This is a genomic window from Planktotalea sp. (assembly GCF_050633725.1).
Taxonomy (GTDB): domain Bacteria; phylum Pseudomonadota; class Alphaproteobacteria; order Rhodobacterales; family Rhodobacteraceae; genus Planktotalea.
In genome coordinates this window covers 268,594-281,365 of sequence record NZ_JBOEHB010000001.1, presented here as the reverse complement: position 1 = coordinate 281,365, position 12,772 = coordinate 268,594, and the positions used below count along the sequence as shown (strand labels likewise).

The following is a 12,772-nucleotide window of genomic DNA, read 5'->3' as shown; positions in this document are numbered from 1 at the left end:
TTGCTCTGTTACATTCTGAGTGATCCAGCCTACGATCACCCAAGACTTTAGTAGTACACACATAGTCGAATGGCAGCGCGCAATAGGGTTGCTTAGGCTGCCATCAATTATCGAAGGACAAGAAGATGAAATTATCCGATAGCAGGGTGATAAATGCAGACATCGCGCATGTTTGGGCGGGGTTGCTAGACCCAGAAGTATTGAAAGCGTGTGTGCCGGGTTGCACAGAGATGAGCGGCGATGCTCAGAGTGGCTTTGAAGCGACGGTTGTACAGAAGGTTGGGCCCGTAAAGGCAACGTTTAAAGGCGCTGTCGAGCTATCAGAGATGGTCGAACCTGAGAGTTTGACACTGACCGGTGCCGGCAAAGGCGGCGCTGCTGGCTTTGCTAAAGGCGGCGCAAATGTCCGCCTCGAAGCAGAGGGCGAGACCACAATTTTGCACTATGAGGTTGAAGCCAAAGTAGGCGGCAAACTCGCACAATTGGGGAGTCGCATCATCGACGGATTCGCAAAGAAAATGGCGGATCAGTTTTTCGAGAACTTTTCTAAGGCCGTTGGCGGTCCTGTTGACTCAGAAGAGCAAGACGGGACTGATGAGACTCAGAAAAAAGGCTGGTTCAAGCGCATCGTAAGCTAAGGGCCATTCAAAAATACAATCTATTAGGGAGGAAAATGATGACGAAGGTATCAATGACCATAAACGGTAAGTCCGTTTCTGGTTCTGTAGAAGGGAACACGTTGCTGTCGTCCTTTTTACGCGAAGATTTGCAAATGACTGGCACACATATTGGCTGTGACACGTCCCAGTGCGGCGCATGCGTCGTGCATGTGAACGGAAAAGCAGTGAAGTCCTGCACAATGTTCGCATCCGAAGCCGAAGGTGCCGAGGTTTCTACGATCGAAGGCCAAGCAAACGCAGACGGATCTCTCAACACGATCCAGCAGGCGTTTCAGGATCATCACGGATTGCAGTGTGGTTTCTGCACGCCGGGCATGGTGATGACGACCGCGGCATTGCTCAAAGAGAACCCAAAACCAACCGTGTCCGAAGTGCGTGAGCACCTCGAAGGCAATATCTGCCGCTGCACCGGCTATCATAATATCGTCAAAGCGATCATGGCGGCATCTGGTCAAGACGTCAGCAATATCGCAGCCGAATAAACGAATTTACGGGAGGAAAATTCATGCCCAAAGATGATGGAATTGGCGCGTCAACAGTGCGCCGCGAGGACGTCCGCTTTTTAACAGGCGACGGTCAATATACAGACGACATTAACCTATTCGGCCAGACCTACGCTGTCTTTGCCCGCTCGAATGTGGCCAATGGTGTAATCAAAAGCATCGACACAAGTGCAGCAGAAGCAATGCCCGGCGTTTTGGCGATCTTCACCGGTGAAGATTTTGTCGAAGTTGGTGGCAACCCTGCTGGCTGGGCGATCAATTCGCGCAACGGCGAGCCGATGAAAGAGCCAAAGCGCCCTGTTCTGGCCCACGGCAAAGTACGTCACGTTGGCGATGCTTACGCGGCGGTTATTGCGGAAACAGTTCAACAAGCCAAAGACGCGGTTGAAGCAATTGAAGCCGACATCGAAGAACTTGATGCCGTTGTGAACATGGCGGATGCCTTGTCTGGCACAAACTACGTGCACGATGAAATCGAAACCAACGAATGCTTTGACTGGGGCTGGATCGAAGACAATCGTGACGCAACGGACGCAGCTATCAAAGGCGCGCATCACGTTACAACGCTTGAGTTGGTGAACAACCGCCTTGTGCCAAACGCGATGGAGCCACGCTGCTCTATGGCGCAATACAGCAAAGCGTCTGACGAGTATGTTCTGCACACAACATCGCAGAACCCGCACCTGACGCGACTTTTGATCTCTGCATTTGTTCTGGGTATTCCTGAGAACAAGCTGACAGTGATCGCCCCTGATGTTGGCGGTGGTTTCGGATCCAAGATCTATCACTACGGTGAAGAAGCACTGGTTCTGGCAGCAGCCAAAAAGATCGGTCGCCCTGTGAAATGGACTGCAGATCGTACAGAAGCGTTCCTGACAGATGCACATGGTCGCGACCACGTCACCAAGATCGAATTGGCGTTGGACGAAGAAGGCAACTTCCTCGCGTTCCGCACCGAAACAATGGCCAATGTTGGTGCTTACCTGTCGAACTTCTCGACGGCGACGCCGACATTCCTGCACGGCACATTGATGGCGGGCAACTATACGGTGCCGTTGGTTTACGTGAACGTGAAGGCCGTGTTCACCAACACCGCTCCTGTTGACGCTTACCGCGGCGCTGGCCGCCCAGAAGCGACCTATTCGCTAGAGCGCGTCATCGACAAAGCTGCACGTGAAATCGGCATGGACCCGATTGAGCTGCGCCGTAAGAACTTCGTTAAGCCGGATCAGTACCCATTCGCCTCAGCGGCGGGTCTTGAGTATGACAGCGGCAACTACGATGCGCTGATGGATCAGATGGAAATCGTTGCGGACAAAGCGGGCTTCCCTGCGCGCCGCGCGGCCTCTGAAGCCAAGGGCAAGCTACGCGGCTTTGGTGTGAACGCCTATATCGAGGCTTGCGGCATCGCGCCGTCCAACCTCGTCGGTGTTCTCGGATCGCGCGTTGGCCTTTATGATGCGGCGACAGTGCGTGTGAACGCGACAGGCAATCTCTCGGTCATGGTCGGTGCACACAGCCACGGCCAAGGTCACGAGACGGCCTTCCCGCAAGTGGTTGCAGAAATGCTTGGCATTGATGCCTCTGCGGTGGATATCGTTCATGGCGACACGTCGAAAATTCCGTTCGGAATGGGCACCTATGGCTCTCGCTCGCTCGCGGTTTGCGGCTCTGCAGTTGTGCGCGCAACTGAGAAGATCATCAACAAAGCCAAGAAGATTGCAGCGCATATGCTGGAAGCTTCAGATGGGGATATTGAGTTGAAAGACGGGAACTTCTCCGTTGCAGGCACCGATAAATCCGTCAGCTTTGGCGAGGTTGCTCTGAAAGCCTATATTCCACATGAGTTCCCACTTGAGGATATCGAGCCGGGTCTTGAGGAAACGGCCTTCTATGACCCTGCGAACTTCACCTACCCATCTGGTGCATATTGCTGCGAGGTCGAGTTGGACCCAGAGACGGGCAAAGTCACTGTGGAAAGCATGACGGCTGTCGATGATTTCGGCAACGTGATCAACCCGATGATTGTGACAGGTCAGGTGCATGGCGGTTTGGGCCAAGGTATCGGTCAGGCGCTGCTTGAAAACACCACATACGATGAGAACGGTCAGCTACTTAGCGCGTCCTACATGGATTACACCATGCCGCGCGCAGACGATCTGCCCTTCTACAATGTGGATCACTCCAAAGGGAATGCATGTACGCACAACCCGCTTGGCGTGAAGGGCTGCGGCGAAGCCGGCGCAATTGGCTCACCTCCCACGGTGGTCAACGCGGTGATCGACGCGATGCAATCGGGCGGCAAGAACGTCACCCATATCGACATGCCAGTGTCACCACACCGTGTGTGGTCGGCGATGAACAACGCTTGAAAGGATTAAGCACATGTATGCATTTGACATAGAGCGTCCATCCACAGTCGCAGAGGCCGCAGCGGCCCTTGGCGGCGAGGCGCAGGCACTTGGCGGCGGGCAAACTTTGATCCCGACGCTCAAAGCACGGCTAGCAAGCCCATCCAAATTGGTTTCGCTCAGCGGCGTGGCGGAGATGCAAGGCATCTCCTCTGCGGGCGGCGTGCTGACCATTGGCGGCGCAACAATCCACGCGGATGTTGCGGCTGACGGCACCTATGCAGCGTTGTCTGATCTGGCCTCCAACATCGGGGACGCCGCAGTGCGTAACCGTGGCACAATTGGTGGCTCGCTGGCGAATAACGATCCGTCCGCATGCTATCCAGCAGCGGCGCTTGGATCTGGCGCGACAATCGTGACAAACACACGTGAAATCGCAGCGGATGACTATTTCCAAGGGATGTTTGAAACATCATTGGAAGAAGGCGAAATCGTCACAGCGGTGAAATTCCCGATCCCTGAAAAGGCGAACTATCAAAAGTTCGTCCAGCCAGCATCGCGTTTTGCCTTGGTTGGCGTGTTTGTCTCCAAATCTGCGGATGGTGTTCGCGTTGCAGTGACAGGCGCATCCAATAACGGTGTGCACCGCTGGAGCGAAGCAGAGGCTGCCCTTTCGGCAAACTTCTCTGCGGATGCTTTGGACGGTTTGTCCGTTTCTGCGGATGATTTGATCGACGATCTGCACGGCTCGCCTGAGTATCGCGCACATTTGGTCAAGGTCATGACAGCGCGCGCAGTAGCCGCTGCTAACTAAATTATCTCCCTGAAACTCAAAAGGCCCGGTTCAATCCGGGCCTTTTTTTTCGCTTCCAAAACGCCGAGTTTTCAATGGTGCCGCCGGTTCATTGTCCCTGCGCGCTGGGGCAGTAACAATTCAGCATCCGCGCGCCCCGTTTTGCTAATCAACTTCCCATTTGAAACGACGAATAATCTGTTTGCCCTGAGTCGTAGCGCTTCAATCTTTGAACTCGCATCAAGAACAACAAGCGACGCTTTTGCCCCGACATAAAGCCCATAGTCACTTAGGCCCATGGTTTTCGCATTGTTATACGTAACCATATCAAAACAGGTGTTCATCTCTTCAGGGCTCGTCATTTGCGCGACGTGCAGCCCCATGAAAGCCACGTCGAGCATGTCCGCTGTTCCAAGCGAGTACCACGGATCAAGAACGCAATCTTGCCCCCAACCCACATTGATTCCCATCGCCAGCATCTCTTTCACGCGCGTCAGTCCACGTCGCTTGGGGAATGTGTCATGGCGACCTTGCAAAACAATATTGATCAGTGGGTTAGGAATTGCATTGATTTCAGCCTCGGCCATAAGCGGCAAAAGCTTCGAGACATAATAGTTGTCCATCGAATGCATCGACGTCAAATGCGAGCCCGCAACGCGCCCATTTAAACCCAAGCGTTGGGTTTCAAAGGCCAGTGTCTCAATGTGACGAGAATTTGGATCATCGGTCTCGTCGCAATGCATATCGACCTGCAAACCACGCTGCGCCGCGATAGCGCATAGCTCTTTTACAGAAGCGTCTCCCTCCGCCATGGTACGCTCGAAATGCGGGATGCCGCCGACCACATCCACTCCCATATCCAGTGCACGGATCGTGTTTGCCCGAGCAGTCGGGTCGCGATAAAACCCGTCTTGCGGAAAGGCGACCAATTGCAAATCGATATAGCCTTTCACCTTCTCCCTCACGTCCAGCATTGCTTCAACCCCAAGCAATCGGTCATCGCAGGTGTCAACGTGGCTACGGATGGCCAACACCCCCATGCTCGCAGCCCAATCACAATACGTGAGCGCGCGTTCGATCACGTCGTCCTGCGTCATCACCTGCTTTAGCTCACCCCAAAGGCCTATCCCTTCCAGCAAGGTACCAGACGCATTGATGCGGGGCTGGCCATAAGAAAGGGTCGCGTCCATATGGAAATGTGGATCAACAAACGGCGGACTAACGAAGTCGCCAGTGGCATCAATAATTTGCCCTGCATCCGCATCATCAAGCGCGCCGATTTCAGCAATCCGATCACCCAAAATACCTACATCGGCAACTTTGCCGTCAGGCAAAGTGCCTCCCTTTACTATAAGATCAAACATCAACGTTCTCCTTTGTTGAACGGCACCATCAACGCAGCAGGAACCTCTGCGCGCCGTGACATCGCAACCAAAGCTACGATTGAAAGCACATAAGGCATCATCAGAAAGACTTGGTAGGGTATCTGCGTTCCCAAGCTCGTTTGCTGCACTCTGATCTGCAAGGCATCAAAGGCAGCAAACAAAATCGCACCAACCAGTGCTTTGCCGGGTCGCCATGATCCAAAAACCACCAAGGCAATACAAACCCAGCCACGACCGTTCACCATTTCAAAAAAGAAACTGTCAAACGCCGACATGGTCAGGAAAGCGCCGCCGACCGCCATGAACCCGCTTCCAATGATGACGGCCCCCATACGGATGGCCGTAACAGAGAGCCCTTGCGCAGCAACTGCGCCGGGGTTCTCACCCGCCGCGCGGACCGCTAGGCCAAGCGGTGTTCGATAGAGGACAAAAGACACAAGCAGGACTAAAACAAAGGCAAGGTAGGTTAGCGGGGTTTGCGAAAACAAAGCCGGTCCAAGGATAGGAAGGTCTGATAACAACGGGATTTCGAAGGGTTGAAAGGCTTCGATCTTGGGTGGACTTGTGACCTCTGGCAGGGCAACACGATAGGCGAAGTAGGTCGATGAGGTTGCAAGCAACGTCACGCCCAAACCAACGACGTGTTGCGACAAACCGAAAGGAACAGTGAGCATGCTGTGAAGCACCCCAAAGAGCATGCCAACGATCATTGCAACGCAAACGCCTGTCCAAAGCCCTGTACCCGAATAAACCGCCATCCAGCCAGCGAATGCACCTGCAACCATTATCCCCTCAATCCCGAGGTTCAACACGCCTGCCCGCTCGCAAATGAGTTCGCCCAAAGTTGCGAAGATCAAGGGACTTGCGATGCGGATCGCCGCTGCCCAAAAGCTGGCGGTGAAAAGGATTTCCAGTATCTCCATGACGCTATCCTCTCACCACACGAAACCGCGTTAGCATTATCGCCAACACCATCAACAGTAGTGCGCTCGCAAGCATTATGTCGGCAAGGTAAGTCGGCACGCCCACAGCGCGGCTCATACTGTCCGCGCCAACGAAAATACCCGCAACGAACAGCGCAGCGACGACCACCCCAAGCGGATTAAGCAGCGCCAGCATCGCCACAATGATGCCCGTGTAGCCAAAGCCGGGCGATAGATCGAGCGTCAGACTACCTTTCAATCCCGCAACTTCCGAAAAGCCGGCGAGCGCCGCGAGGCCGCCAGACAACAGCGCGGTTTTGAGCAAAACCAAGTTCACTGGAATGCCTGCAAATGCTGCGGCCTCTTTGTTCAAACCAACCGCGCGCATTTCGTATCCCAACGTGCTGCGGGTCTGAATGATCCAAATACAAAAGGCCGAAATCAACGCCAATGCAAATCCCCAGTGTAAGCGCAAACCATCGACGATGCGCGGCAAGCGCGCTTCTGGAATGACGCGCGCGGATTTGGGCCAGCCCATGCCCATAGGGTCTTTGATAGGGCCTTCCAAGAGCATTGAAATGAACAGCAAGAAGATGAAATTGAAAAGCAACGTCGTCACCACCTCATCCACGCCAAATCGGGTTTTCAAAAGTGCAGGGAGCAGTAGCAAAATTGCGCCTGAAACGATGGCAACAAGAGCAATTGCAGGCACCAGAACGCCACTGGGCCAAGGCAATAAACCTGTCCCCAGCAAAACCGTAATCAAAGCACCTGCATAGAGCTGGGCCTCTGCTCCGATGTTCCAGAACTTCGCGCGAAACGCGACGGCGACAGCTAACCCCGTGAAGATCAGCGGCGTTGCGCGATTTAGCGTTTCAAGCAGGGCAAACTTTGACCCGAAGGCTCCCTTTACGATTAGTCCAAACACAGAAAACGGGTTGGCCCCTGCAATCATCGCCAAGAATGCCGCGATCACAAATGTCATCACGAGCGCGATGGTCGGTGGAGCGAGTTTGCGCGAAAGCGTCGGGTTGGTGATTGGTTCAAGACGCATCCGCAATCTCCTGCTCGAACCCTTGGCCCGCCATCCATAGACCTAATTCAGACGGCGTCATGCTCCCGCGCTCAAAGGCGGGCGAAAGTCGCCCATCTGCAATCACGTAAATCACATCGGAAAGTGCCATAACTTCATCGAGGTCTTCGGAAATCAAAAGCACTGCGGCCCCCCGATCTCTCGCCTCCAAAATCTGAGAATGCACATAGTTAACCGCACCGATATCTAAGCCGCGCACGGGTTGATTGGCCAAAATGATCAGCGGATTGGCTTCTAGAACCCGCCCCAAGATCAGCTTTTGCATATTCCCGCCTGACAGCAAGCGAATAGGTGTGTCAGGGCCCGGGCAGCGTACATCGTATTTTGAAATTATGCCTTTTGCGAACGCGCGCGATTTACTCCAGTTCAGCCACCCCTTTGTGCTGAATTCTGGCGATTGATAGCGCTCCAGAATGACATTCTCGGTCAGGTCGAAATCGGCAATAGTCCCCGTTTTGTGACGATCTTCTGGAATGCGCGCAATACCGCTTTGCACCGCGGCTCTTGCGCTCCAAGCTTGAACAGGCGCGCCGTTCAAGGCGACCTGCCCCTTTGAAGGTTTGATTAAGCCGGCAAGCATATCTGCCAAAGCGGCCTGCCCATTGCCCGAAACCCCCGCGAGCCCCACAATTTGGCCGCTTTTCAACGCCAATGACACATCTCTTAGGCCGGGCACATTGCCAACATCTGGAGACGAAACTTGGTGCAATTCAAACAAGGTCTCACCAACTTGCGCGCTTGAGATCTTTGGAGGAACGGCTTCCGACCCCATCATCATCGCAGCAAGCGCCTGTTTGTCCGTCTCACTGATTGCGACCCCGCCTGCCATTTTGCCGTGTCGCAGAACAACGACCCGATCCGCAATCGCCATGACTTCATGCAATTTGTGCGAAATAAAAATGATCGACAGACCTTCTGCGATTGCCAATCTGAGCGTTGCGAAAAGATCATCGGTCTCTTGTGGAGTTAATACTGCCGTTGGTTCATCTAGGATCAAAATCCGAACATCTCGATAAAGCGCTTTTAGAATCTCAACCCGTTGCCGCTCACCCACGCTGAGCGTGCCAACCCGCGCGTCTGGAGAAACCGCAAGATGGAATTTTTCAGACAGCGCTTTGATCCGAGCCCGCGCGCCAGCGCGATCCGCGTTCAAACTCAACAAAGAGCCAACACCAAGCGTGATGTTTTCCTGCACAGTGAGATTGTCGGCCAGTGTGAAGTGCTGATGCACCATCCCCACGCCAGCGTTCAGCGCCGCGCGTGAATTGCCGGGGGGCAAGGTCTTTCCAAACACGCGAACTTCGCCGCTATCGGCTGAGTATTGACCGAAGAGGATATTCATCAACGTCGTCTTGCCTGCCCCGTTTTCACCGAGCAGGGCAACGACTTCACCTCTATTTACAGAAAGACTGACCGCATCATTTGCGACCAGTTCTCCGAATGTTTTGGTTATCTTGTCGAGGCTGAGCGCCTCGACTTTTTCTTGCGTCATAAGTGATTACGACGACGTTGGCTCGTCATCATTGATCGTAACAGAAAATGCGCCAGAGTTTATCTCGGCAGTGCGTTTCTCGACCAATTCTAACGCGGCCGCAGGAACCTTGCCTTCAAATGTTCCAAGCGGGGCCAAAGTCGTTCCGCCTTCTTTCATGAAGGAATACACTCCATAATCAGCCGCAGAAAAGCGTCCTGCTTGGACCTCAGCAATCGCTTTGTCCAGCGTAGGTTCGAAATGCCAAATCGCAGACGCGACAACTGTCTCGGGATAATCTGCTTGCGTGTCGATGACATTTCCGATGGCAAGAATACCTTTTTCCTTGGCCGCGTCTGATACGCCAAAACGCTCGGCATAGAGCACATCAGCGCCGTTTTCGATCATCGCGAAAGCAGTCTCTTTTGCTTTGGGCGGATCGAACCAGCTGCCAATAAAGCTAACCTGGAATTTGATGTCAGGGTTCATTTCACGCGCACCCGCCATGAAGGCGTGCATTAGGCGGTTCACCTCCGGGATTGGGAAGCCACCGACCATTCCAATGCTGCCCGATTTCGTCATAGATCCAGCAATGATCCCCGACAAATAGGACGCATCTTGGATGTAGTTATCAAAGACCGCGAAATTTGGCAGCGCCGCATCTTCCTTGAAGCTCGAACCCATCAGAAAGGCAACGTTTGGATAATCTGCCGCGACCTCGCGCGCTTCTTGCTCGGCGCCGAAAACCTCACCGATGATCAGAGTGTTTCCCGCTTCTGCGTATTCTCGCAAAACACGTGCGTAGTCGGTATTGCTGACATTCTCGGAAAACGTATAGGCAATGTCGCCCCGCTCTTGCGCAGTTAGCGCAGCTTTGTGGATCCGGCTAACCCATTGCTGCTCTACCGGCACGGTGTAAATGCCTGCGGTTTTGATCGGCTCTGCAGCAAGTACAGGCGCAGCCCCAAGCAACAACGATGATGCCGCCGTCGTCATCATAAAGTGGCGTCTATTGAATGTCGGTTGTGTCATCAGTTCAGTCCCCCTTGGATCGGTTAAGTAACGTCTTATTTTATCATTCGGTCAAGAAAATACTCATGTTTCGCCGCGCGCGGTATCCAAGTGCTTAACAAATGCGCGTTACGTTTTGATCTTCTCCATCTTAGGATCATAGAGCGGCGCTAAACTGACCTTTGCTTTCACGCGTAGGGTGGCAACCTCTAGTTCGTACTCCCCTGACAACACATAGTCTTGGTCGATGACATGCGCGCTTCTCACGTACCCAAGGCCAATGTTCTGATTGATGGTATGGCCAAAACCCGCAGACGATAACCACCCGCATTGAACTCCGTTCCGATAGATGGTTTCGCGGCCAGACAGGTTCACATCCGCATCGCACGTAAACGTTGTCATGATCTTTTTGACCCCGCTCTCGCGTTGAGCCTTCACCGCATCACGCCCCTTGAAGGCAATGCCAGACTTCATCTTTATGGCCCAACCAAGACCAGCCTCATCGGGCGTATGATCAGGACCAATATCCGAACTCCACGCACGATACCCTTTTTCCAGTCTCAAGGTTTCAATCGCGCGATATCCTGCGTTTCGCAAACCGTATTCGCGCCCAGCTTTGTGCAATTCTTCGAACACACTCAACGCATATTCGGTCGGTAGGTGTAGCTCCCACCCCAGTTCGCCTACGTATGTAATGCGCAACGCAAGCACGGGGCAGCCCGCAATTCCAATCGTGCGCGCTTGCCCAAACGGATGCGCATCGTGGCTTACATCATCGCGCGTGCAGGCCTGTAATATGTGGCGCGCCTTTGGTCCGAACAACGAAAGAACCGCATTCGAGGAGGTCACATCAACCAACTGCGCGTTCATTCCCTTGGGAATATTGCGAGAAATCCAATCGAAATCATGCGTCGCAAAGCCGGTACCTGTGACAATGTAATATTCATCCTGCGCAATACGAACACAGGTTAGATCACACTCAATTCCACCAGCATCGTTTAGCATCTGCGTGTATGTAATCGAGCCGACTGGCTTATCCACACGATTGGCGGCAATCCAGTTTAGCGCGTCTTCTGCATCTGGCCCTTTCAAAATGAACTTGGCGAAAGACGTTTGATCAAACAAAACTGCGGCTTCGCGAGCAGCATTATGTTCACGCGCAACAGCGTTGTGCCAATTGGGCTGTTCAAACGTATAGATATCTTCTGCATGTTCTCCTGCTTCGGCGAACCAATTCGGGCGCTCCCAGCCGAGTTTCTCCCCGAAAACCGCACCGCTTTCTTTCAAGGCTCCATATAGCGGAGATCGGCGACAAGGGCGGGCGCTTTTGTGCTCTTCGGATGGCCAAGCCATTGTGTAGTGCTTGCCATAAGCTTCCATCGTGCGTTCGCGCACCCAATCCACGTCGCGGTGCGGACGACCAAACCGGCGAATGTCCACAGGCCACAGATCATAAGGCGGCGCGCCCTTGGCGACCCATTCGGCCAGCGCCATTCCCGCACCGCCACCTGAAGCAATGCCAAAGGCATTAAAGCCCGCGCCGATGAATACGTTCTGCATCTCTGGTGCTTCGCCAAGAATGAAATTCCCATCTGGCGTAAAGCTTTCGGGGCCATTGATCAGCTGTTTCACCCCAGCGGTTTCAAGCGCAGGCACCCGTGGCAACGCCAGTTCAACAAGTTGCTCGAAATGATCGAAATTGGACTCGAGCAATTGGAAATCAAATGGGTCGGGAATACCGTCTTTGGCCCACGCGATACCGTTGGGTTCATACCCGCCCATGACCAAGCCACCAACTTCTTCTTTGTAATAGGTCAGGCGATCTGGATCTCTCAGTGTAGGAAGATCGGAGGGCACCCCAAAGGCTTCGGTGATCATATATTGATGTTCCACTGAAACCAGCGGCACACTCACCCCGATAGATTTCGCCAGTTCGCGCGTCCATTGACCACAACATAGAACCAGCTTCTCACAAGCAATGTCGCCCTGCGAAGTGCGCACGCCATTGATCTTACCCTTGCTCGTTAATATTCCAGTGACGGGCATGTCTTCGATCAACACTGCCCCCTTGTTGCGCGCTCCTTTGGCGAGTGCCTGGGTAATGTCGGACGGGCTCGCTTGCCCGTCAGTAGGCAAGAAAGCTGCACCCACGACATCGCCAATATCCATAAGCGGCCAAAGGTCTTGCGCCTCTTGCGGGGTCAACAATTGCATATCAAGCCCAAAGCTATGCGCGGTCGTTGCTTGTCGCTTAACTTCGGTCCAGCGCTCGTCGTTACAGGCAAGGCGAAGGCCGCCGTTCATTTTCCAGCCTGTCGCCAGCCCTGTTTCTTTCTCAAGCGTATTGTAGAGATCGATCGAGTAGCCCAGCAATTGTGTGACATTGGCGTTTGAGCGCAATTGCCCCACAAGCCCAGCCGCGTGCCATGTTGATCCAGACGTCAGTTGAGCCTTTTCTAGCAGCAACACCTCATGCCCCATTTGAGCTAGGTGATAAGCGGTAGAACAGCCAATGATACCGCCGCCGACAATGATAATCTTAGAGGAGGATGGAAGCGTCAT

Annotated in this window: 10 protein-coding genes; 4 read left to right on the top strand and 6 right to left on the bottom strand. The window is 53.7% G+C overall.

Annotation, left to right across the window (positions count from 1 at the left end; genetic code table 11):
* Window positions 1-125: 125 nt before the first annotated feature.
* The 4 genes from ACRBCU_RS01330 to ACRBCU_RS01315 are packed head-to-tail and all read left to right on the top strand — an operon-like array spanning window position 126 to window position 4,348.
* Window positions 126-638, top strand: a complete 513-nt coding sequence (locus ACRBCU_RS01330; RefSeq protein ID WP_431363551.1) for a CoxG family protein — start codon at window positions 126-128, stop codon at window positions 636-638.
* Between the two features lie 38 nt (window positions 639-676).
* Window positions 677-1,162 carry a (2Fe-2S)-binding protein gene (locus tag ACRBCU_RS01325; RefSeq protein ID WP_431363550.1) on the top strand — a complete coding sequence of 162 codons (486 nt, stop codon included), beginning with the start codon at window positions 677-679 and terminating at the stop codon, window positions 1,160-1,162.
* A 23-nt stretch (window positions 1,163-1,185) separates the two neighbouring features.
* Window positions 1,186-3,555 carry a xanthine dehydrogenase family protein molybdopterin-binding subunit gene (locus ACRBCU_RS01320; RefSeq protein WP_431363549.1) on the top strand — a complete coding sequence of 790 codons (2,370 nt, stop codon included), beginning with the start codon at window positions 1,186-1,188 and terminating at the stop codon, window positions 3,553-3,555.
* 13 nt (window positions 3,556-3,568) lie between these two features.
* Window positions 3,569-4,348: an FAD binding domain-containing protein gene (locus ACRBCU_RS01315; RefSeq protein WP_431363548.1), complete on the top strand. Its 780-nt coding sequence runs from the start codon at window positions 3,569-3,571 to the stop codon at window positions 4,346-4,348.
* Between the two features lie 71 nt (window positions 4,349-4,419).
* Here the strand turns inward: ACRBCU_RS01315 and ACRBCU_RS01310 are convergent, their stop codons facing one another.
* The 6 genes from ACRBCU_RS01310 to ACRBCU_RS01285 all read right to left on the bottom strand — a co-directional run bounded on the left by ACRBCU_RS01310 (window position 4,420) and on the right by ACRBCU_RS01285 (window position 12,772).
* Window positions 4,420-5,691, bottom strand: a complete 1,272-nt coding sequence (locus ACRBCU_RS01310; protein ID WP_431363547.1) for an amidohydrolase family protein — start codon at window positions 5,689-5,691, stop codon at window positions 4,420-4,422.
* Window positions 5,691-6,635: an ABC transporter permease gene (locus ACRBCU_RS01305; RefSeq protein ID WP_431363546.1), complete on the bottom strand. Its 945-nt coding sequence runs from the start codon at window positions 6,633-6,635 to the stop codon at window positions 5,691-5,693. The genes ACRBCU_RS01310 and ACRBCU_RS01305 overlap by 1 nt, the downstream gene beginning before the upstream one ends.
* A 4-nt stretch (window positions 6,636-6,639) precedes the next feature.
* On the bottom strand, window positions 6,640-7,689 hold the full coding sequence (locus ACRBCU_RS01300; RefSeq protein ID WP_431363545.1) for an ABC transporter permease: 1,050 nt from the start codon (window positions 7,687-7,689) through the stop codon (window positions 6,640-6,642).
* Entirely contained in the window at window positions 7,679-9,220 is a 1,542-nt protein-coding gene (locus ACRBCU_RS01295; RefSeq protein WP_431363544.1) for an ABC transporter ATP-binding protein, read from the bottom strand. Before ACRBCU_RS01295 ends, ACRBCU_RS01300 begins: the two co-directional genes overlap by 11 nt.
* Window positions 9,221-9,226: 6 nt before the next feature.
* Window positions 9,227-10,231: a BMP family protein gene (locus ACRBCU_RS01290; protein ID WP_431363543.1), complete on the bottom strand. Its 1,005-nt coding sequence runs from the start codon at window positions 10,229-10,231 to the stop codon at window positions 9,227-9,229.
* A 108-nt stretch (window positions 10,232-10,339) separates the two neighbouring features.
* Window positions 10,340-12,772 (bottom strand): GcvT family protein, encoded by a 2,433-nt coding sequence (locus tag ACRBCU_RS01285; protein ID WP_431363542.1) that lies wholly within the window; start codon window positions 12,770-12,772, stop codon window positions 10,340-10,342.

What these genes read in the sequence shown, in the direction of transcription:
- ACRBCU_RS01285 (WP_431363542.1), bottom strand. Translation starts at nt 12,772, where the DNA reads ATGACGCTTCCATCCTCCTCTAAGATTATCATTGTCGGCGGCGGTATC.
- ACRBCU_RS01325 (WP_431363550.1), top strand. Translation starts at nt 677, where the DNA reads ATGACGAAGGTATCAATGACCATAAACGGTAAGTCCGTTTCTGGTTCT.
- ACRBCU_RS01295 (WP_431363544.1), bottom strand. Translation starts at nt 9,220, where the DNA reads ATGACGCAAGAAAAAGTCGAGGCGCTCAGCCTCGACAAGATAACCAAA.
- ACRBCU_RS01330 (WP_431363551.1), top strand. Translation starts at nt 126, where the DNA reads ATGAAATTATCCGATAGCAGGGTGATAAATGCAGACATCGCGCATGTT.
- ACRBCU_RS01315 (WP_431363548.1), top strand. Translation starts at nt 3,569, where the DNA reads ATGTATGCATTTGACATAGAGCGTCCATCCACAGTCGCAGAGGCCGCA.
- ACRBCU_RS01310 (WP_431363547.1), bottom strand. Translation starts at nt 5,691, where the DNA reads ATGTTTGATCTTATAGTAAAGGGAGGCACTTTGCCTGACGGCAAAGTT.
- ACRBCU_RS01290 (WP_431363543.1), bottom strand. Translation starts at nt 10,231, where the DNA reads ATGACACAACCGACATTCAATAGACGCCACTTTATGATGACGACGGCG.
- ACRBCU_RS01320 (WP_431363549.1), top strand. Translation starts at nt 1,186, where the DNA reads ATGCCCAAAGATGATGGAATTGGCGCGTCAACAGTGCGCCGCGAGGAC.
- ACRBCU_RS01300 (WP_431363545.1), bottom strand. Translation starts at nt 7,689, where the DNA reads ATGCGTCTTGAACCAATCACCAACCCGACGCTTTCGCGCAAACTCGCT.
- ACRBCU_RS01305 (WP_431363546.1), bottom strand. Translation starts at nt 6,635, where the DNA reads ATGGAGATACTGGAAATCCTTTTCACCGCCAGCTTTTGGGCAGCGGCG.